We start from the raw sequence: 22,256 nt of genomic DNA, 5'->3' as shown, positions 1-22,256 counted from the left end.
ATTATGACTAGGAATAGTTAACCGGCAGTTAGGCAACTTTCCCAAAAAGCGATTCATTAATGTAGTTGTTATTAGCCATTAAGTTCGTTATGATAACTTTAAGGAAATAATAAAGGGATGATGAGATTGGCAAGTTTAGTACGATCTAAGGGCCTGTTAGGGTTCGTCTATGGTGTTTTAATTATTGGCCTGTATGCGGCCACTCAGCAAACGACGAGTGCGCCAGTCTTAGTGATGACGGCGGAAGTTTTAGCCTGGTTAATGTCGTTGGGGTTATGGTGGCAAGTTAAGCGAGTGACTAATGAGGATCACGTTCAGTCATTGCAAAAGCTACGGTTCGCGTATCTTCCGGCGGTGGGGTGTTTATTCTTCTATAATCCACTCATCGGGACGCGGTTTACTTATATTGATGGGATTATTTTAGCCTTTTTAGTCGTAGGGTCGCTTTGGGGCTATCAGATTTATCGGGGTCATCAGACGGATAAAAGCTAACGATTGCGTTGGCTTTTTTATTTTGCAGTAATCTACTTTAAATAATTAAAGTTATGTAAACTAGTCTAATTAAAATATGACATTTGTCACTAACAACTCATGACAAACCCAACTAGGCGTCAACTAGCTAGCTTGCTAAACTAAGGTTATTCAAAGGGGGATGACCAAAGTGACGACTATCATTCAAGCAAAACAACTGAGCTTTAGTTATGGGAAACATCAGGTTTTAGATAAGTTGGATTTAACGATTAAGACGGGTGAAATCATCGGGTTAATTGGGGAAAACGGTGCTGGTAAGACGACTTTGCTGAATCTATTATTAGGGGTGCGGACGGCGGATAGCGGTGAGTTAACGGTATTTGACCAGACACCCGGCAGTGCTCTGGCTAAGCAAAAGATTGGCTCCATGTTACAAGGCGATATGGCGATTCGGGGGGTGACTGTCACCGAGCTGTTAACGATGGCGGCAACAAATTATCCAGCGCCTTTATCCGCAGCGACATTAATAACGACACTTGACTTGACGGCGTTTGCGCAGCAGCAGTTAACGGCTTTATCGGGTGGGCAGTTACGCCGGGTGACGTTTGCCCTAGCCTTAATTAGCAATCCTGACTTGTTGTTTTTAGATGAGCCAACGGTCGGGATGGATACCAATGCCCAACAGGCGTTCTGGCAACGGATTCAAGTCTTAAAAGCGCAAGGCAAAGCCGTGATTATTACCAGTCATTATCTACCGGAGATTGAACAAGTGGCTGATCGTATCTTATTGTTACAGGATGGTCGATTTGCGTTTCAGGGGACCTTTGCAACCTTACAACAGCGTTATCAGCAGGTAGTGATTACCTTTCAAACGGCCTTACCGGGGTCGACGTTTGACCATTTAGCGGGCGTGACTGCCGTGACTGGTCGTCATCAGACTATCAAAATTAGTAGTGAGGACAGGGATGCCACGTTGCAAGCACTCGTCCCGTATTTGGCGCAGTTACAACAAGTGACGATCAATCGGGAATCATTGTCGGAGATTTTTGTTCAATTAACCAAGGGGGCTAAAGCATGAATACATTAATGGCACAACTAAAATTTGACGGTCGGCGCTTGATTTTACGGAACTTTTCGTTTCAATTTTTTTCAATCTTAATGCCAGCGGGATTCTATTTATTATTTACAAAAGTCATGGTATCGGGGGCGGTACCGATGCGTTTCAATTTGCAATATATGGCCAGTATGATTGTTTATAGTGGGACGATTAACGCTTTATTCGGGATTCCTCAGATCTTGATGCATGACCGTGAACAGGGCCTATTACAATGGCTACAGCTTACGCCAACGGGGGTCAAAACATATTATTTATCGATTGGCTTATGGAGCATGGTGATGAATGCCTTGGCGATTGTAGTTTTAGGTGGGTTGGCCGTGGTCTTTAATCAAGTTAGCTTAACGGTTGGTCAATGGGCGACGATTGTTGGGATCGCCTTGATTGGTCAATTACCGACAATGCTGATTGGCGTATTGGTGTCATTCATTAACCGCGCCGAAACGTTAAGTGTCGTTAGTAACCTCATCACCTTTCCAATGGCGATTATCAGTGGCTTGTGGTGGCCAATGGCGATGCTACCAAGCTGGCTGCAGCCGATTGGTAAGTTAATGCCGACTTATTTCGTGAATAATTGGTTGGGGGCCGTCGCCACTCATGCTACACTTAATGCAACAACTGTAATTGGTGTTGTCGGGTGGATTGGCTTACTGACCATCATCGTGGTCGGTGGGACGCGCCAATTACTTAAACGGGGTGATGGGGTTGTCAAAGCCTAGATGGACCACCAAGTTCAAAAATTTAGAGTGGACCAGTTATATTTGGCTGGGATATTTACCGTATTCAGTGGCCATGTACGTGCCAGCTAGAACGGTCGCCGATTGGTTTTGGCTCAGTCTATTAGCGGCTTTCTTAGTGCTATATGTTTTAGTCGTCGAAAAAGCTAGTTGGCGGCCAGTGACAATACCGCTCGAATTGGTCGTGACGGGTTTATTTGCCACGCTAGGTGAGAACTTGTATTTGATTATTTTTCCGGGGTGGCAAGTGTCATTTATTTTAGCTCGCCAGCCGAAAAAAGTTTTTTATTGGTTTTTAACGGGCTACTATGCGTTTATCATTGCCGGCATCTGGCACGCTGCTCAGATTGCGCCAGATGTTTTTGGCTGGCATAATGGGCAAGTTATGGGGCTGATTTTCCCCATGATTTCGCCACTATTGTCGTATACCTTTTCGCGATCAATTGTGCGGCAACGGCAATTACGCCAGACTAATCGGCGCTTACAAACGATTGTGCAACGTGACGAGCGTGAGCGGATCGCGCGTGATTTGCATGATACGCTGGGGCAGAGTTTTTCAATGATTACATTAAAAACGGAGCTCGCTAAGAAATTGTTGGTTAAAGCCCCAGATAAAGTTGCTGCCGAACTTGATGATATTGAGCAGACGAGTCGCCAGAACTTACAAATGGTCCGTTCAATTGTGAATGACCTGCATCAGCGGTCGCTTAGCGAAGTCTTGCTGGCGCAAAATCGGAACTTGTTGGCCGCAAATGTTTGGTTGGCGACGACTGGTGAGCAGCTAGCGATTCAATGGCCAACAACGATCCAAGGCGTGTTTGCCGCCACCATGACTGAGGCGTTAACAAATGTGATTCGTCACGCCCATGCCCATCAAGTTGAGGTGACCTTTAGTGAGCCAGATCAGGGGTATCAGGTCGTCATCCAAGATGATGGTCAAGGTGGGCCGTTGACCCGTGATGGCGCTAATGGCATCACGGGCATGCAGGCGCGAATGCTCGAAGCGCATGGGACGTTTACGATTGGGACACCTAGTCGGGGCACACAACTCATTTTGACGATTCCTAAGGAGATGACAAAAGCGTGATTGAGTTATATTTGGCTGAAGATCAGAGCATGTTGAACTCTGCTTTGACGCAATTATTAGAACTAGAAGATGATCTGCACGTGGTCGGTTCAGCTGGTGATGGCCAAACTGCTTGGACCGAAATTCAGCAGTTGCAACCGCAAGTCGCGATTCTGGATATTGAAATGCCCGGGCTGTCGGGGTTAGATGTGGCTGATCAGATTCAGGCCGCCAAGCTACCGACCAAAGTCATTATTTTGACGACCTTTGCGCAAAAAGCTTATTTTGAACGAGCTGTGGCCGCACAAGTGGCAGGATACTTGTTAAAGGACAGTCCTAGCGACGATTTAATTGCGGCAATTCGCCAAGTGATGGCCGGTGCCACCATCTATGCACCAGAGTTAGTGGTTAATATGTTATCCGCGGATAAGAATCCTTTAACAGAGCGCGAACTTGCAGTATTAAAAGCGGCGGCACAAGGGTTGCCAACTAAGGTGATTGCGGCACAATTGTATTTGTCAGCCGGTACGGTGCGTAATTATTTATCGGCGATTTTTAGTAAATTGGGGGTGCACAATCGGCTAGAAGCGGTTCAAGTGGCACAGCGAAATAAATGGTTAGCGTCATGAAAAAGTTTGGTATTGGGGAACCTTGTTATTGACAACTAGTTTTAAATCGTGACAATCAATAAAAAGTTTAAACCCGTTAAGCCGTTGCAGCAGCATGGTTTAGCGGGTTTTGTTGATCATTAAGCTGATTAATCACTTTACTTACAAAAAGTAAGTGTTATACTAATGCTACAAACTAAAAGTAAGGAAGTTGATACCCATGGAAACTAAATTTACTGCTTTACAAACTAACCGCCGGACCATCTATGCATTAGGCAAGGATGTTGCCGCCAGTAATACGGACCTCACCCAAATCATTGAGACGGCCATTAAGAATGCGCCTTCAGCGTTCAACAATCAAACGACTCGAGCAGTTATCTTATTCAATCACTATCATGACCAATTGTGGGAGATGACGGCTGACCGTTTGAAGTCAGAAGTCCCAACTGAAGCCGCTTATCAGAAGACGGTTGCGAAGTTGAACGGCTTCAAGGCCGCTTACGGGACGATCTTGTACTTTACTGACACTGCAGTAGTTAAGCAAAATGAAGCTGATTTCCCACTATATGCTGCTAACTTCGCCGACTGGGCTGAACAAGCGCAAGGTAATGCCCAATATAGTGTTTGGGTCAGCCTCGCTGAAAATCAGATTGGCGCCAATTTACAACATTACAACCCATTGATTGATGACCAAGTTGCCAAGGCTTTTGATATTCCAGCTAACTGGAAATTACGGGCACAGATGCCATTTGGGTCGATTGAAGCCCCAGCTGGTCCGAAAGAATTTATGGCCGACAGCGACCGGTTTAAGATTTTCGAATAAAGGTTATCCGCGAGTCATCCCAAGTTATGGGGTGGCTTTTTTAGTGTTTGTAATACCCAAGCAATAAAGCAATTCCCGTGATAGCCCACCTAATCCGGGTACCGCTGACAACAGCTGAATGGCCGATTGATCAGATAAGGCCACCAAAAGGGCAGTTTACGATAGTAGTTATTGCGTTCAATCATCAAAGCAATCGACATAAAACTGTTTTGTAATAAGACTGTTTATGATGTAAAAAGGTTGTAAAGCGATTGATAACTGCTTGTGTCAGGAACGCAATCGGTTACCGTTAAGATAAGGGGGTAGCATAATTCAGTTGTTGAGGGAAAGGTGACGTGATTGTGAAAGTAACGAGAAGGTGGGCGTGGGCCTTGGTTGCACTGAGCTGTTTATTACTGTTTAGTGTGACGACTAAGGCCGATGCCGCCGTGCCAGATATCTCAGAATGGCAGGGCAAATTAACCAATACCCAAGTCAAAAGTTTGAAGTCGCAAGCCGACTTTGTAATCAACCGGGTGCAATATGGCACTGGTTATGAAGATTTGTATCATACAAATAATGAGAATCTGTATGTTAAGCACGGGATTCCGTTTGGTTCGTATGATTATGCCACATTTACCAGTACGGCAACGGCTAAGGCTGAAGCCAAAAAATTTTATGCCCGGTCCAATAAGAAGTCCAAGTTCTATATTTTAGACTTTGAAACGTCTTCGATGGGGCGTAGTGCTGCCAACGCCGCGGTTAAAGCGTGGTATAACGAGATGCGGTCATTGACGAATAAAAAGTTGATCTTCTACTCTTATCAAAGCTTTGCGACGACTTACGCCAATAGTGCGCGGCAAGCGTTCGATGCCCAATGGATTGCGAATTATTCATACAAACCGACAATTACATATTCATTATGGCAATACACGGATAGTTATTACTTATCTTCTTTAGGTAAGTACGTCGATAACTCATTGTATAATTCAAGTGCCGTTTCCAGCTATCATCCGTTGAGCTGGTGGTTAGGGACGAGCTATGCTTATAGTAGTTATAATGTTGGTCAGCATGCCTATCTCTATAAGAAAGCGGGAACCTATTATGACGGGACGCCGGTTCCTAGCTCAGCGAAACAGCAGCTTTACAAAATAACCGCTAAAAAAGCAGTGACAACCGATCAATCAAAACAATTGGTTTACTTGGCTGGTTTAAATAAGTGGGTCAAGTCACAAGATATTGCAGCTTATTGGATTGGCCAACATGGGTCATACAAATTACGCAAGAAAGCCAATCTTTACAGTGATGTAAATTTGAAACACAAAACAGGGAAGTCTTATAAAAAGGGCACGACGTTAAAAGGCAAAGTTGTTAGGACCGGCAATCTGTATCGAATTAAGGTTGCTGGGGGCTACATTACGGCGCAAGTCGAAATTTCCAATCATGCTTATTATGAAACGATGCCAAGTAGCCACACGCTAAAAGCGTCCAAGACCTTCTATAAATATCAGACTAAGACTTTCAATAAGTCGAAACGCGTTGCCAAAGTCAAAAAAGGCAGTACGGTAACTGTGACAGGAGTGGGTAAACGGTCCACTGGCTCGCGTTACTATCAAACCAGTGATGGGCATTATATCACCGCGCTGCATAGCTATGTAAAATTTAAATAAGCTACGTTGAAAGGTCGGTCACCTAGTTGTTGATCGGTCTTTTTGTTAGGCGCGTTTGTTGGTTTAACCTGACAGGTCGTTAATTGGCAAGCTGAGATCTGGTGGTGATGGCTAAATTGCAGAAAAAGTAGCGGTACAATTAGTTGCTGATAACAAGAACCCATAAATTAGGGATAGGTGATGGGATCTTAGAAATGTGAATTGTCTACAAATACGTTTGGATTACTAGAGTGCTGTTAAATTGAAACCTTGGTATATGCAAATAATAGTTAATTAGGATCAAACGGTCTTTTGCGACTAAAAGTACTGTCAGTAATCGGGGAATCATTTTCCAAATGATAAAGCTTGCTAAACAATAAATATATCAAGCGCGCTGTGTTAGTCGAAGTCAGTTTAAAAGTGAATACTTGTTAATAGCAGGGTGCTAATACTACGGCAATTAACACTTGCGGAACTTAATAAATAAAATATGACTGAGCGCAGAGTGCATTGGATGATGTTCAGTGACTAATCATATTCCAGCGTCAATCCGGCGCAGTCAGTTTAAATCAGATGAGCATCTTAATGAGCGCGTTCACGTGATTAACCCGGTTATGCTAAAATGGAAGTTGGAAGTTAAGAACGGTCGTGGAAGGTGAGTCATAATGAAAAAGCAAGTAACGATTATTGGTAGTGGGATTGTCGGGGCAACCATTGCGTACTATTTAAGTGCAGATCCAACGTTAAGTGTGACTATTTATGATGAAGGGATTGGTCAAGCCACCAAAAATTCAGCGGGAATTATCTCGCCCTGGTTATCGAAGCGCCGTAATCAGCGCTGGTATCAATTAGCCAAGGCAGGCGCCGCGTTGTATCCGGAGATTGTGGCGGATACCCAAATGGGGTATTCGGTCTATCAACAAGCCGGTACGATTGTGACCCGCAGTAATGCGGCTGATTTACAAGCATTGTATGACTTGGCGATTGAACGCCGTAAAGTCGCGCCGCAGATTGGTGAGATTGAAAAGCTGACTGCTGCTGAAGTGCAACAGCGGATTCCACTATTGACTAATCCGCAACCAGGGGTGTTCATTAGTGGCGGTGCACGCGTCGATGGCGATAAGTTTGCCCATAACTTATTAAAGTATGCTGAAAAGCGCAACCTTGTCCGGCATAAGGGCAAAGTCACGCTTGGTGATCAGGGGCAATTAATGACTCCGCATGGACAACAAAATTACGATACGTTAATTTTGGCCGTGGGAGCTTGGTTGAAACCGATGTTGTTACCCATGCATATTGTCGCCAAAGTCCGTCCCCAAAAAGGTCAGTTAATCGAATTACAATTACCTGAAACTTGGGGTGATGATGTCCCCGTCTTAATGCCGGAAGGTGAACGGGACTTTATTCCCTTTACCCGCAGCAAGCTGGTTGTCGGCGCTACCCACGAAAATGATCAAGGCTACGACTTACAAGTTTCTGACTTGGTTGAAGATGACTTATTCGCCAGTGGCTACAAGCTTGACCAAAACTTAACGAAAGCTCAAATTAGTCAAGTTAAGGTCGGCACCCGGGCTTATACGGCTGACTTTGCGCCATTTTTCGGGGCGTTGCCGGATAATCCGCACATTCTCATGGCCAGTGGCTTAGGGTCATCCGGCTTAACGACGGGCCCAATCATTGGTAAACTATTAGCAGATTACGTCTTAACGGGTGCCCATGATTGGGATCAATACCAGTTGCCAATTGAGACGTATCTAGAAGATGCGGATTAAGGTTTTAGATGCAACCCCTGTTGGGCCAGTTGATGAGCGCCGTGGTTCTCGCTTTCGGGGATCCATTGTGTAATCACCACTTGGCATTGGTCTTGCAAGTGTAAAAGAGTTTGTAGTTCAACATTGAAATTTTTGCTATAAGCTTTACTGACACTTTCGGCGACGACTTGGCTGTCAGTAAAGAAGAAGACAGATTGACCGGGACCAAACGTATCGAGCAGCGTTTTAAAGCCAGCGATGGCCGCTAAAAATTCGGCGGTATGATTATCGCCAAGGGGTAGCGGCTGTTTATATTGGTGCTGTTGGCCCTGGTCAATCAGTAAGATACCCGCGGCGCTCCGTTTAGTAACGGGTTCCGTCGCGGCGTCAGTATATAATTGCATTTTAGTTTCGCTCCATTTGAAAGGAATTTGGTCACATGAGTAACTCTAAGCATACCTTTAAGTATCAACCAAATCTATTATCTAGTCTAATTGTCTGGTCGTGGACCTTACTCGTGTTAATGGTCGGCATTATTTGGTGGCTCGAAATTTTAACGTTTAAATGGCCATTAGTCTTAATCGCGGTCTTGTTTATAGCGTTAGTGGCCATTCAGATTAGTCTACGGCGAGTGTCGATTGACCGCAATTTGTTGATTTTTAGTACCGTCTTTAACCGCTCTTGGCTGGTCATTCCACGTGACCAGCTAGAAAGTATCACGGCTATTCGTGGCGGGGTGGCCGTTCAAGTGGATCGCAATCGTTATCAGTTCCTAATGACGAAGAAAAGTCGCCAAGCGTTGATTGAATTGGCTCAGTTAGATAAATAACCGAACTTTATTGATAATAAGAGAATTAATCGTTCATATTTTATTGATGAACGGGTATACTGTAACTATTATAACTAAAGGGGCGTCAGAGATTAATGAAAGACATTGAAATCGCACAACAGGTCACACCAAAACCAATTACTGAGATTGCGGCCAAGGCGGGCTTAACCGCGGCTGAGATTGACCAGTATGGTAGTGCCAAGGCCAAGCTTAAGTTGCCGTTACCAGTTAAAGACACCAAGCGTAAATTAATTTTGGTGACGTCGATTAACCCAACGCCGGCGGGTGAAGGCAAGTCGACGGTCACGATTGGGTTAGGTGATGCGCTGACTAAGATCGGTAAGTCGACCATGATTGCCTTACGGGAACCATCATTGGGACCGGTCATGGGCATGAAGGGCGGTGCCACGGGTGGTGGTTATTCGCAAGTTATTCCAATGGAAGATATTAACTTACACTTTACCGGTGATATGCATGCCTTAACGGCGGCTAACAACACGTTAGCGGCGTTAATTGATAATCATATTCAACAAGGCAACGCGTTAGGTATTGATCAGCGTCGGATTCAATGGAAACGAGCGTTGGATATCAACGACCGAGCGCTACGCCATACTGTTATTGGCTTAGGCGGGCCAACCTCAGGCGTGCCCCGGGAAGATGGTTTTGATATCACGGTGGCCAGTGAGTTGATGGCGATTCTGTGTCTTTCAGAAAATATTGCTGACTTGAAGCAACGGATTAACCGGATTGTGATTGGGTATACCCATGATCGCCAACCGGTAACGGTCGCTGATCTACAAGTTGGTGGCGCAATTACGTTGCTATTAAAAGATGCATTGCGGCCAAACTTAGTTCAAACTTTAGCCCATACACCAGCGATGGTACACGGGGGGCCTTTCGCTAATATTGCTCATGGCTGTAATAGTGTGTTGGCGACACAAGCTGGTTTGAACTTAGCCGATTATACGGTTACTGAAGCTGGCTTCGGTGCCGACCTCGGCGGTGAAAAGTTCATGGACATTAACGTGCCTGCCGTGGGCCAAGCCCCCGATGCGGTCGTGATTGTCGCAACGATTCGCGCTTTGAAGATGCATGGCGGTGTGGCGTTGGCTGATTTGGGCGAAGAAAATGTGGCGGCCTTGCAACAAGGCGCGGCTAACTTAGGTCATCATATTCATGCGATGCAACAATATGGCGTCCCAGTAGTCGTCGCAATTAATGAATTTACGGCCGATACTGATGCCGAAATCAAGGCGGTTAAAGCTTATTGTGCTGAACAAGGGGTTGAAGCCGTGCTAGCTGACGTTTGGGGTCAAGGTGGTGCTGGAGCAACAGACTTAGCAGCAGCCGTTGTTAAGTTGGCCGATCAACCAAGTAAATTCACGCCATTGTATGCAACCAACGACAGTATTGAAGATAAGGTTAAAACGATTGTGACCAAGATCTACGGTGGGGCACAAGTTGAGTATTCGGGTAAGGCGAAACGCCAATTACGGGCATTTGCCAAACGCGGCTGGGATCAATTGCCAATCTGTATGGCTAAGACGCAATACTCATTGAGTGATAATCCTAAGTTACTTGGTGCACCAACTGGGTTTACGATCAATGTTCGTGAATTCGTCCCTAAGTTGGGGGCCGGTTTTATCGTGGCTCTGACTGGAAACGTCTTAACAATGCCCGGTCTACCAAAACATCCGGCTGCCTTGGATATGGATATTAGCGACGATGGTAAAATTTCAGGTTTATTCTAACGTTAAATAAGTGGTACTGAGCAGTGATACTAGGGTGAATGCCCGGTATTGACTGCTCAGTTTTGTGGTTGGGGGTAAAAAGCGGCTATTTCCCGTTGACCCTCTGCACGGATGGGTTTCTTTTGGTATAATTAAACAAGTTTAGCGGATTGTGAGGAGCAGAATATGTGGATTTATTGGGTTTTAATGTTCGTCTTGGTCGTTGCTGATCAAGTTATCAAATCAGCGATTGTAAATCATATCGCACTTGGGGCTAGCCAAACGGTGGTGCCTGGGCTATTATCGTTAACTAATTTGCATAATGATGGGGCTGCTTGGAGCATCTTGCAGGGGAAAATGGGCTTTTTCTATCTCATCTCAATCGTGGCTTTGGGGGTCATGGTGTACTTATTATGGCGGTTGCGAACCCATCGACTATATGAGTCTGGGATTGTCTTTATGATTGCCGGTACCTTAGGCAACTTTATCGATCGGATTCGAATTGGCTATGTGGTCGATATGTTCCAATTAGATTTTATTAATTTTCCAATTTTTAACTTTGCGGATACTTGTTTAACGGTCGGGGTCATTTTAGTGTTGATCGCCGTTTTACGAGATGAGTCGTTTGACAAGTAATTAAGGAGTGACGATTTTTGGCAGGAGCAACCGCCGAACAAAACTTTACGGTGAGTGAACAAGCTGGTCGACTAGACAAGGTCTTGGCGGGCTTACAATCCATCTGGACACGCTCGCAAGTCGACAAGCTGATTAAGGATGGTCAAGTCACCGTCAATGGCGTCTTACAACCTAGTAAGTATCAGGTTAAAGCTGGCGATGCGATTCAAATCGCGCCACAAACGGTCAAGTCGATTGAATTGGTGCCGGAGAACATCCCATTAGATATTGTCTATGAAGATGATGATGTGATTGTGGTTAATAAGCCACAAGGGATGGTCGTGCACCCTGCGCCTGGGCATCCGGATCAAACGTTAGTCAATGCCTTACTGTATCACAGTCCGTTGTCGACGATTAATGGGGAGTTTCGACCAGGAATCGTGCATCGAATTGATAAGGATACGTCGGGCTTATTAATGGTCGCCAAAAATGATCGGGCCCACCGGTCGCTAGCGGCTCAGCTCAAGGCGAAGACTAATTTGCGGGAATACATTGCGTTAGTTCATGGAGTGATCAAAGAAGAGACTGGGACGATCAATGCGCCGCTTGGTCGGTCACCCAAGGATCGTAAGAAACAAGCCATCGTAGCAGATGGCCGGCCCGCGGTCACCCACTTTAAAGTATTGAAACGCTATTTGCACTATACTTTAATCAGCTGTCGGCTCGAAACTGGGCGGACGCATCAGATTCGTGTCCATTTACAATCAATTGGGCACCCATTAGTAGGTGATCCGTTATATGGACCGAAGAAGACCATTAAGGGGCATGGCCAGTTCTTACATGCCAAGCTATTAGGGTTCAAGCACCCGGTGACTGGTGAAATGTTACAGTTTGAAGCGCCATTACCGCCAATTTTTAAAGCAACTTTGGCGAAGCTTGACAAAACTGACTTGAATCATTAATCTAACAGTAATGAGAGTCCTTTAATCCGGCCCAGAGAGACTGAAAGGCAACGTTAACCAACAACTTTCGTCGGCGGTCGTGACAGTTAAATGTCCGACCGTCGTCTTTTTTGACTAGTGATTAGGACTGAAAAGTCAATTCATTTAGATTGGGAGGCAGATCATGCAAAAAGAAGTGGTTGATTCCATGGCGATGAAACGCGCGCTCACGCGGATTACGTATGAAATCATCGAGCAAAATAAAGGGATTCGCGATATTGTGTTAGTAGGGATTAAGACCCGGGGCGTCTATGTTGCGCAACGGATTGCGGAACGGCTGCAGCAGTTGGAAAGTTCGACTGTGCCGGTTGGCGAATTAGATATTACCCCGTTTCGTGATGACCAGCCGTTAGATATCGCGTTAGCACCCGGTAAATATCAACTGGCTTTTCCAGTGGCTGATAAACGGGTGATTCTCGTTGACGATGTGCTATTCACCGGGCGGACGATTCGTGCCGCTTTAGACGCATTAATGGGTGGCGGCCGGCCACAAAGTATTTCGCTAGCGGTGCTCGTTGACCGTGGCCATCGAGAACTCCCAATCCGTGCGGACTTTATTGGCAAGAATATTCCAACAGCGCTGCAAGAACGAATCAAAGTCTCCGTGACTGAAGTTGATGGTCATGATGGGATTGAAATTATAAACGATAATTAGGATTTTTATGTCAAAAAGTGAGAAGGGATCGACATGGCAGACCGCTATTTGATTCTTGAAGACGGCAGTGCCTACCTGGGTGAAGGTTTCGGGTCACCAGCGGTTTCAACTGGCGAAATCGTGTTTAATACTAGCATGACGGGCTATCAAGAAATTATTACAAATCAAATTTATCATAATCAAATTATTGCGTTTACCCAGCCAACGATTGGCAGTTACGGGATCAATCATGACAGCTATGAGTCGATCTTGCCAACGGTTAAAGGCGTGGTCGTGCGGGATGTCGCTAGCATCTCGACCAATCGACAACGGCGCTGGTCACTAGATCAATACTTGAAGCAACAAAATATTCCAGGCATTAGCCATATCGATACGCGTCACTTAGCCAAACAGTTACGTGCCAGCGGGCCAATGAAAGCTAGTATCGTCGATGTCGCCGATGCCCATGCTTTTGACCAGCTAGGGGCGACCGTGCTAACCAATCAACAAGTTGCGGCGGTCGCCACGCCTAAGCCATTTCCTAATCCGGGGACTGGCTTAAATGTGGTGGTCATTGACTTTGGCCTGAAGCACGGTATCTTGCGCGAACTCAGTAAACGCGCTTGCAACGTGACGGTTTTGCCTTATACGGCGACAACGGAAGAAATTATTAATTTAGATCCAGATGGGGTCATCCTATCAACCGGTCCTGGGAAGCCGCAAGATTTGCCGGACAGTGTGTTAACGATGATTCAAAATATTCAAAATCGGATTCCGCTATTTGCCATTGGTTTAGGCCACGAACTATTTGCCATGGCTAACGGCGCACAGATTATGAAGCTATCGCCGGAACATCATGGCGCTAATCATCCGATTCGTGAAGTTATTACCAATCAGATTATTTATGCGTCACAAGGCCAAGGATTTGCCGTGGATCCCACGACGATTGATCGCAATAAGTTAATTACCACGTTTGTGGACTTAATTGATGGGACGATTCAAGGTCTGCGTTATCGGGATTTCCCAGCCTTTTCGGTGCAGTTCTTCCCAGACGGTGCGCCAGGGCCAACTGATGCGTTAGATGTCTTTGATGAATTTGTTGAATCGATGCAACAAGCAAGGGGGCCAGTCTGGTGAACAATTTACAAAAAGTTTTAATCATCGGTGCTGGTCACAATGATATTGGTCGCGAGGGTCAGCACGATGCCGCCATTACGCAAATTGGTAGTGCCATTCGTAAGCTTGGGATTGCGGTCGTGTTAGTTGACAACAACCCGTTTTCGGTGGCTGCTGAGAATAATTTTGCGGATAAGGTCTATATTGAACCTTTAACGGTGGGCGCGTTGACAAAGATTATCGCGACTGAACAACCGGATGGCTTGATTCCATCATTGGGTGGTATTCAACGAGTCAGCTTAATTCAAGCCTTGATTCGGAATAATGTGCTTAAGAATAATCACGTTCAATTATTGCAATGGGACGCAGAGACCATTGATATGATTGTTAACCCCGCTTTAATGAGCAATCGCTTAAAAGCACTAGGTCAACCGGTGATTGCGTCACAAGTGGTGGCTAGTCAAGCTGAGGCCGATGAAGTCATGGCACACGTTGGCTTTCCAGTGATCGTCAAATCAGTGGCTCCGCGGATTGAAGCTAGTCGACAGCTATGTGAAGATGAAGAAGACTTTGTCCGTGCATTGACGATGGGCTTTAAAGTGTCTGCGACTAAGCAATGTATTGTTGAACAAAGTATTGTTGGCTATAAGGAAATTGAATTTATCGGCATGCGGGATGCTAAAGGGACGGCGTTATTAATCTCTGGCATGGAAAACTTTGATCCGGTTGGGATTCACTCGGCTGATTCAATTGTCTTTGCGCCGACGCAGACGATCACTGATCAAGAGTATCAGCAGTTTCGGCAAGCTACGTTAGAAATCATGCAAGCGTTGCATATCGTGGGTCCTTGTCATATGCAATTTGCGTTAGATCCTGTGACGCAGCAATACTATGTGATTAAGGTCACACCGTACTTTGATCGGGCAATGGCGATGGCCGCCCGAGCGACGGGTTATCCATTAGCGACGATTGCGGCGAACTTGATGGTTGGTGTGAGCTTGTCAGAGGTCAAATTATCGAAACGGTATCGTAAGCAGACGGCGTTAATTGAGCCAGTCTTAGATCATATTGTTTGCCGGATTCCGATCTGGCCGTTCAATGTGTTGAAAAAAGTCAGTCATCAATTGGATACCGTGATGGAATCCACCGGGTCCGTGATTGGTGTTGGGCGCTCAACCGAAGAAGCCTTATTAAAAGGGTTGCGGGCCACGGACGAGTCGCGGTACCATGTGATTGCCAATCAGCCGCAACAATATTCGGAAGGTGAATTAATTCAACGATTGATCCACCCACAAGCTGGGCGGATGTTGGTCTTGCTGGAAGCCTTAAATCGGGGCTATCAGATTGACGAATTAGCTGAATTGACAAAGATCGATGCGTTTTATTTTTATAAGCTCAGTCATATTATCGAAATTGAACAAGCCTTGCGCGAGCATCCGTTTGATGTGCATGCCTTAGGTCGGGCGAAATACTTCGGCTTTACTGATGAAGATGCAGCCGCGGCTTGGCAAACGGAACCGGCCAAGGTTAGTCACTTTGCGATTGAAAATGAGATTCATCCGACCTTTAAGGAAATCGAGCCAACTGCGGGTGAATTCACTGAACAAACGAATACCTATTATTCGACTTACGAGTACGATAACGAGAGTCAGCAGTTAGCCGGTCAGCGGGCGATAGTTATTGGCAGTGGCCCGAACCGAATTGGGACCAATCATGGGAATGATTACTTGGTGTCACAATTACTGTTCTACTTAAAAAAAGCTGATTATCAGCCAATTTTGATCAATGCTAACCCGAATAGTGTTGCGATGACGCCACAACTAGCGGCTAAGCGGTATGTTGAACCCAAGCAGGTATCTGATATTTTGAACGTCTTGGCGATTGAAAAGCCGGAAGTGATCTTTACCACGTATCATGATGAACATTTGGGGCAAATTCTAACTGATCTTGGTTATCATGTGATTCAGATTGATAATAGTCTGCCACGTGAGCAGATTAAGACCAATGATCAGCCGGCCGTCGAAGTGATTACAGACGGTAAGGATGTTCAGATTTTTGGCATTAGTGAAATTATTGCCGGCAATAACTTACGGTCGAATGTCCGTGGTTCTATTGAAGTCTTTCCGATTCAAGACAAAGCTGAAAATAAGGCTATTGAAGCGTTATCTATTGAAATTAAGCATCGCGTTTTAAGCTATGGAACGCCGGGCGTATACACGGTGCGGTTAACGATTATTGATGAAGAGCTACACTTGGCAACAATTGAGCCGATGAGCTTGGCGATGATGGCACTGATTAGTAAGGCCAGCGGGTCAAGTGTCACGCGATTATTGTTACACGTTAAGTTGGGTGAGCCGCTCAGTCAGGTGATGTATGATTATCCCGACCTGGCGAAGTTGAAGCGAGTCTTCGTCCAAGCCAATACCTTTCCATATAATCAGTTACAGATTTATGATGAGGCGGAAGTTACTGGTGAACCTGGTCATGCGACTGGTGCCGTGATTGCGTATGGGGCAACCTTACGAGCGGCATTAGATGCGTTAAATGAGGGTAATGAAAGTACTGATTTTTAAAAGTTAGACCTAATATCAAGTCGATGTTAGGTCTTTTTTTGTTGGTCAGACTTGCCAAACCTAACAATAGTAGATATACTGCTAGTGTAAACAGTTAAGGGTATATTTATAAAATTATATTCGTAAATTAAATTACAATATAAAAGTTAGGCTAGAAGGAGCGTTAGAGATGAAACCACTACTTGGGGGTCTGTTGTTAGTGGGTTTGAGTGGATTATTTTTGGGCACGATGGGATTATCGGCTTCAGCGGAAGTCAATCAGGCGATTCGTGATTCAGCACCACATGGGATTCGGTTGCATAACATTTTTGAAACAGCTAATTTTGATGGTAATAGTGCGCAAGTGAGCCCGGCGCCAGCGGACAGTGATCAGGCGGATATTGTGAATATTACACAGAAGCAATATCAATTAGGGGCAATTTGGTCGAAGCCTAATTTTAAATTTGATTTAAAAAAAGATGCAAAAGCGTCGATGTGGCTGTACTTTGGCGATCGTGGTATCAATGCTGGCGATGGGATGGCACTTGTTTTGCATAATAGTAAAGATGGAATTAATGCGCGAGGAAATGATGGTGAGGCGTTAGGTGTCTGGGGGAAAGACACTGATAATTCTAACCCACAAAGTGTAGCAGATTCTGCAATCGATAAGAGTTGGGCATTAGAGTTTGATACACATGGTAATATTGAACAAAAGTTTAATGATGCGTATGATTTTCGTGGTCCAACCGGTATGCATATTGCGGAAAATTATCCTGGAGATTCAGCTAGTTATGTTCCGCATGGATATACGGACTTTCCTTTGCCATGGTTTATTCCAACGACAAGGTATTATTACTCTTTGACGCACAAACAGTCTATTCAGAACCTTTATTTAGCGAATGGTCAGTGGCACCATCTTTCCCTACAGTGGGAAGCCCCTAAAAACGGTAGTCGTGAGGGTTCTATGACCTATACCTTTGATGATAAGGACCCTAAAACTGGCCGCATCAAGACTAATGCACCGCAGCGAACTGCTAAAATTGATTGTGATAAATTCCACAGTGCTGATGATAAGGTCTATTGGGGCTTTACCGGTGCGACAGGTGACAGTTATGAACAAGCTTACGTTATTTTTGAAGGGGTCCCTGATGTTGTCGATGCACGAGCAACGTTGAATTTGAAAAATTTAACAACAAAGCAGGATATCAAAGATGGCGCTCAAGTGACAACTGGTGACAAGTTGCAGTACGAATATGATTTGAAGTATTTGAGTGGGCAACAGGCTTGGTCAAAGATTCAAGCTGACTTACCTTTAGACGCTCATTTTAAATTTGAAAGTGGTGTCCTCACCTATGCGGATGGTCACACGCAAGAAGTTACGGCGGCTGATATCCAAAGTAACCATCTAAAGTTTAAATTCAGTGATGATTTATCAATTAACAATACGCGTGCCACCTTAACATTAACCGGTGTGGCGGAGAACGCACAACCAGATACGGTGGTGACCGTGCAACAAGTTAACCAAGCTTTTCGAGGGCTAAACCAGATTATTAGTGTTGATGCACCGGATTTTCATATTAGTGGTCAGCGGCTAGTTCACTTATTATTGACTGGCGATCAAATTAGCAGTCATCAAGACATTGAACGTCGGCATAACGCTTTAATCACTGGACGCCTCTTTTATCGGCTAGGTAAATGGGAGAACAAGGCGGCTGATCAAATCACAATTAAATTGAATAACCAGTTGTTGACGATACCGGATCAATTAAAATGGAGTTGGGATGATAGTGCAACCGGAAATTCTGGCAAGTTCAATTTAGTGGTGCCGTGGCATTATCTGCATAATGGTGACAATCAGCTGAGCTTGAGTGTGACTGACCAAACAGCGCAACGTTCAAATGAGGTCCATGTGACGATGACGGTTCCCCGTGGGGCGTTAACGCTGAGCAAAGTTGCCACGCAGAGTGCGTTTCAGCCGGTTGCGGTTAATGGTCAACCGCAGCATCATATTGGCCGGCAAGCTGACTGGCAAGTTGTGGTAGACGATGAGCGTGGAACTGGTAGTCGGTGGCAGTTACAAGCCCATGCGACGCAACCAGTGGACAGTCATCAGCGACCACTCAATGTGGATGTCGTCTTCAATAACGGCTTACAGGACCAATCGTTAATTCGTGATAATGTAATTGTGATGGATCATGAGGCGACGACGGATGATGACGAACAGCATATCGCCGCACAGTGGGCGCCAAAACAAGGGGTTTTACTGAATGTCTCTAGTGGTGCGGTGCCCGGTGATTATCAAACGACGATTCATTGGACACTCAATGATGTGCCGACAACTGAATAAGTACTATCCTTAATCCTGAATGACGCTCATAAGTTGTTCAGGATTTTTATGTGTCTTGATTCAAAAAGTGCGCTATGATTGTTATCGGTTACAGCATCATTTTATGGAGGTCGATAATTTTGACGAAAACATTATACTTAATGCGGCATGGGCAAACTTTGTTTAATCAACTCAAGCGTATTCAAGGCGCATGCGATTCACCGCTGACGGCGCAAGGGATTACGGAAGCCCAGTCAGTTGGTCGTTATTTTAAGCAACAAGGCCTTAAATTTGACCATGCTTATGCATCGACCCAAGAGCGTGCGGTTGATACGTTGGAATTAGTGACTAAGCAGTCATATCAGCGCTTAAAATGGAATTTTGGTGTTTTTGAGGGTGAGAGTGAAGTCTTGAATCCGAAGTTTTCGCCAGGGCAGCTCGGTTATGGCGATTATTTTGTGCAGTTCGGTGGCGAGTCGGGTAAACAGGTTCAAGAACGGATGGTTCAGACATTGACGGAAATTATGGCGCGCCCGGATCATCAGCAGGTGTTGGCAGTTAGCCATGGTGGGGCGAGTTATATGTTTTTGCAACGCTGGCTTGATGCTACGGAGATGCAGCGGCGTCAAATCCGAGTTAATAATTGTGCAGTGTTGAAGTTTTTGTATGATGATGGAAAGTTTGAGCTTGTTAGTGTGCGGAACTTGGATGATTAAGATAATTAATAGGTAAGTTATATTGGCTATCTATTTTAATTGGCAGTTAACACTGTATGGTGGGATTAAACTAGTGTTAACTGTTTTTTATTGAATTAGTTTGTTAGGATAGTTGCACAATATTTAGCAATTCCCGGTTGTTAAGGCGTATTACTTTAGTAAGTCTAACTATTAGTTAGGTAAAATATAGTCTATACTGTAATTGTGAATGTTTACACATATGGACTGACAGTAGATTAACTTTTAGATTTGGAGGAGTTAATATGCATACCGGGAAAAGTAATGAATTGCATTATAAAATGTACAAAAAGGGGCGGGCGTGGATTATAGCGGGAATGCTAGTGGTTAGTTGGGGAGTCAGTGAACAAGTAGCTAAAGCGGATGTGGAACCGCCCAGTGATGATGCTAATGAGCCAGTTAATACTGATACGCAATTAAATAATAAGGCAGTAATTATACCCACTAGTAATGATTTGGATGATACTAATCAAGAAGTAGATAATAATGTTCAAGAACAAGAGTCGCTGCCAATGAATACTGAAGATTCGGACAACCATCAAGTTGAAGACTCGGTGAGTGAGGATAAGGCGGTAGGCACTCAGAAATATCAAGAAAATATCGATTCTAATAATATCGATGCCGATAAAGAAGACACGGGTAACGGTGATGACGATTCAGATTATGAAGACCTAGCTACCACTTCTCGAAAAACGCTGGCCTCCGATACAACTCTTAGAACATCAGCGCCAAGTGATAGTTATTCTTCAAGTGAAGAACGTAAGATAGACACTAATGTTGCCAGAATAAGTGATGGAAAGCAAGCAGCAGTTCAAGACCAACGTTTAAATGTTGAAAACAAGGAAGCTGCTGTCGCGGTTCCTGAGACGGCAATTGCCCAAGGCCACTGGGGAATTTCTCACGTTTGGTATATCGATAGTAGTGTTTTACATTTTACAAGTGGCGTATTGTTTGCAGGGAAGGCCGTTAGTGAAGATTGGCAAGCATATAATGACGTCGTGACTAAAGTAAGCTTTGATGACGAAATAGTGGCACCTGAAGATTGCGGCAATCTTTTTAGCGCCCTTTTCAAAGTTAAATCTTATGAACATATTGAAAGACTTGATACTAGTAATACTAAAAACATGACGCGTATGTTTTATGAGAATACAGTATTAGAAGAGATTGATATTAGTCGTTGGAATATCAATAATGTTATTGATATGACTAATATGTTCTACTTATGTTATGGATTAAAAACAGCAATTCTACCAAATAGTCCTGCCGAATCTTTGCTATCTACACCGGGAATGTTTGAAGATTGTCATGAATTAGAGTCAGTTAAGCTTGATGGTATAGACTTACGTACAGTTCAACAGACCTCAAGCATGTTTGCTCATTGTAACAAGCTTTCTCAGTTTGATATTGATGTTTTTCATCTTAATGGAGAACGACGTGGAATATTTGAAGATTGTACAAGTTTGACATCACTGACAGTAGATTTAACCAATGAAAAGCCCCAAAATTTTCTTATCTTCGATGATCGACGAATGTTTAAGAATTGTACTAGTTTAAAAGAAATAAAATTTATAAACCAGGAAAAATCGAAAGTTGATATGATGATGGAGATGTTTTCTGGGTGTACCTCGTTACAAACGATTGATTTATCAAGTTTTGATACTTCGAATAATGATCTCTTTATAGATGTATTTAAAAATTGTCGTTCACTGGAGCGTATTAATTTAAATCCGTTAGATCTTCATAATGCAACGTATGTGGTTGGAATGTTTGCCGGTTGTTCAGGATTAAAAAGTATTGACCTAAGTGCGTTCTCTGAAGCAAAACTTGAAAGTATCTCAGGACTATTACGAGACTGTAGCGGCTTAACTTCGGTCGACTTGAGTGTTTTAGATACTAGTCAATTGACAAGTATGGACAACTTGCTGAATGGTTGTAGTGGGTTGACAAATGTTGATTTAATGTCAATACAGACCGGAAAAGTCAGTAGTATTTCTGGTCTAATCAGTGGCTGTAGTGGGTTGACCTCAATTGATTTGCATTTAACTGATAATAGTAAGATTACCAATATTAGTCATTTACTGAGTGGTTGTACAGGGCTAACCAGTGTTGACTTATCGCCATTAAATAATGGCATTCTTGAAAATGTGAGTGGATTGCTAGACGGATGCACAGGTCTCACTAGTGTTGACTTATCACAAATAACTACTGGAAACGTGACAGATATGAGCTATATGTTAAGTGGTTGTACTGGATTGACGGAGTTGGATGTTTCTTCGTTAATTACTGACAATGTCACAAATATGAGCTATATGCTAAGTGGTTGTACTGGATTGACGGAGTTAGATGTTTCTTCGTTAATTACTGACAATGTCACAAATATGAATTATATGTTTGCAGGATGTACGGGATTGAACGAGCTTGATCTTAAGACGTTTAACACTGGTTTAGGGTCTGTTTGAAAACATCTTTTTTAGGTATAATCTTGGTAAAAACGAATTGAGGTCTTACCATGACAGTGCCT

19 protein-coding genes are annotated in these 22,256 nt (G+C 44.2%); 18 read left to right on the top strand and 1 reads right to left on the bottom strand.

The features are described from left to right. Nucleotides 1-126 precede the first annotated feature (126 nt). The 8 genes from FFM80_RS13095 (at nt 127) to FFM80_RS13060 (ending at nt 8,219) form a co-directional block, all read left to right on the top strand. Entirely contained in the window at nt 127-492 is a 366-nt protein-coding gene (locus FFM80_RS13095; protein WP_137641212.1) for a hypothetical protein, read from the top strand. A 169-nt stretch (nt 493-661) separates the two neighbouring features. Next, the gene (locus FFM80_RS13090; protein ID WP_137641211.1) at nt 662-1,549 is read left to right on the top strand and encodes an ABC transporter ATP-binding protein; all 888 of its coding nucleotides are present in this window, start codon (nt 662-664) and stop codon (nt 1,547-1,549) included. Next, nucleotides 1,546-2,304, top strand: coding sequence for an ABC transporter permease (locus FFM80_RS13085; protein WP_137641210.1), 759 nt, complete (start codon nt 1,546-1,548; stop codon nt 2,302-2,304). The genes FFM80_RS13090 and FFM80_RS13085 overlap by 4 nt, the downstream gene beginning before the upstream one ends. Nucleotides 2,305-2,377: 73 nt before the next feature. Further along, a complete protein-coding gene (locus FFM80_RS13080) occupies nt 2,378-3,409 on the top strand; it encodes a sensor histidine kinase (RefSeq protein ID WP_223877370.1) in 1,032 nt (343 codons plus the stop codon). Further along, nucleotides 3,406-4,017, top strand: coding sequence for a response regulator transcription factor (locus tag FFM80_RS13075; RefSeq protein ID WP_137641208.1), 612 nt, complete (start codon nt 3,406-3,408; stop codon nt 4,015-4,017). Before FFM80_RS13080 ends, FFM80_RS13075 begins: the two co-directional genes overlap by 4 nt. 199 nt (nt 4,018-4,216) lie before the next feature. Beyond that, a complete protein-coding gene (locus FFM80_RS13070; protein ID WP_137641207.1) occupies nt 4,217-4,819 on the top strand; it encodes a nitroreductase family protein in 603 nt (200 codons plus the stop codon). Nucleotides 4,820-5,160: 341 nt separating this feature from the next. Continuing rightward, the gene (locus FFM80_RS13065; RefSeq protein WP_137641206.1) at nt 5,161-6,468 is read left to right on the top strand and encodes a DUF5776 domain-containing protein; all 1,308 of its coding nucleotides are present in this window, start codon (nt 5,161-5,163) and stop codon (nt 6,466-6,468) included. A 644-nt stretch (nt 6,469-7,112) separates the two neighbouring features. Further along, on the top strand, nt 7,113-8,219 hold the full coding sequence (locus tag FFM80_RS13060; protein WP_137641205.1) for an NAD(P)/FAD-dependent oxidoreductase: 1,107 nt from the start codon (nt 7,113-7,115) through the stop codon (nt 8,217-8,219). Here FFM80_RS13060 and FFM80_RS13055 read toward each other — a convergent pair. Further along, nucleotides 8,216-8,602 carry a ribonuclease HI family protein gene (locus FFM80_RS13055; protein ID WP_137641204.1) on the bottom strand — a complete coding sequence of 129 codons (387 nt, stop codon included), beginning with the start codon at nt 8,600-8,602 and terminating at the stop codon, nt 8,216-8,218. The genes FFM80_RS13060 and FFM80_RS13055 overlap by 4 nt on opposite strands. 35 nt (nt 8,603-8,637) lie before the next feature. On the opposite strand from FFM80_RS13055, the gene FFM80_RS13050 reads away from it, so the two are divergent. The 10 genes from FFM80_RS13050 to FFM80_RS13005 all read left to right on the top strand — a co-directional run bounded on the left by FFM80_RS13050 (nt 8,638) and on the right by FFM80_RS13005 (nt 22,194). Further along, the gene (locus FFM80_RS13050; RefSeq protein WP_137641203.1) at nt 8,638-9,027 is read left to right on the top strand and encodes an EbsA family protein; all 390 of its coding nucleotides are present in this window, start codon (nt 8,638-8,640) and stop codon (nt 9,025-9,027) included. A gap of 95 nt (nt 9,028-9,122) precedes the next feature. Continuing rightward, entirely contained in the window at nt 9,123-10,778 is a 1,656-nt protein-coding gene (locus FFM80_RS13045; protein ID WP_137641202.1) for a formate--tetrahydrofolate ligase, read from the top strand. A 165-nt stretch (nt 10,779-10,943) separates the two neighbouring features. Further along, nucleotides 10,944-11,393 carry a signal peptidase II gene (lspA, locus tag FFM80_RS13040; RefSeq protein ID WP_137641201.1) on the top strand — a complete coding sequence of 150 codons (450 nt, stop codon included), beginning with the start codon at nt 10,944-10,946 and terminating at the stop codon, nt 11,391-11,393. A 17-nt stretch (nt 11,394-11,410) separates the two neighbouring features. Further along, nucleotides 11,411-12,334: an RluA family pseudouridine synthase gene (locus tag FFM80_RS13035; protein ID WP_137641200.1), complete on the top strand. Its 924-nt coding sequence runs from the start codon at nt 11,411-11,413 to the stop codon at nt 12,332-12,334. A 163-nt stretch (nt 12,335-12,497) separates the two neighbouring features. Continuing rightward, nucleotides 12,498-13,028, top strand: coding sequence for a bifunctional pyr operon transcriptional regulator/uracil phosphoribosyltransferase PyrR (gene pyrR, locus FFM80_RS13030; protein ID WP_137641199.1), 531 nt, complete (start codon nt 12,498-12,500; stop codon nt 13,026-13,028). Nucleotides 13,029-13,061: 33 nt separating this feature from the next. Then, nucleotides 13,062-14,144 (top strand): carbamoyl phosphate synthase small subunit, encoded by a 1,083-nt coding sequence (locus FFM80_RS13025; RefSeq protein ID WP_137635414.1) that lies wholly within the window; start codon nt 13,062-13,064, stop codon nt 14,142-14,144. Further along, nucleotides 14,141-16,696, top strand: coding sequence for a carbamoyl phosphate synthase preATP-grasp domain-containing protein (locus FFM80_RS13020; protein WP_137641198.1), 2,556 nt, complete (start codon nt 14,141-14,143; stop codon nt 16,694-16,696). Before FFM80_RS13025 ends, FFM80_RS13020 begins: the two co-directional genes overlap by 4 nt. Nucleotides 16,697-16,865: 169 nt before the next feature. After that, entirely contained in the window at nt 16,866-19,022 is a 2,157-nt protein-coding gene (locus FFM80_RS13015; protein WP_137641197.1) for an L-type lectin-domain containing protein, read from the top strand. Between the two features lie 119 nt (nt 19,023-19,141). Beyond that, entirely contained in the window at nt 19,142-19,717 is a 576-nt protein-coding gene (locus tag FFM80_RS13010) for a histidine phosphatase family protein (RefSeq protein WP_171001120.1), read from the top strand. Between the two features lie 263 nt (nt 19,718-19,980). Then, complete coding sequence (locus FFM80_RS13005; RefSeq protein ID WP_137641195.1) at nt 19,981-22,194, top strand: BspA family leucine-rich repeat surface protein; 2,214 nt, start codon at nt 19,981-19,983, stop codon at nt 22,192-22,194. Nucleotides 22,195-22,256: the final 62 nt, after the last annotated feature.

Source organism: Lactiplantibacillus dongliensis, assembly GCF_005405105.1.
Taxonomy (GTDB): Bacteria; Bacillota; Bacilli; order Lactobacillales; family Lactobacillaceae; genus Lactiplantibacillus; species Lactiplantibacillus dongliensis.
The sequence above is the reverse complement of the archived record's forward strand: the minus strand, read 5'-3'. Positions and strand labels throughout refer to the sequence as shown.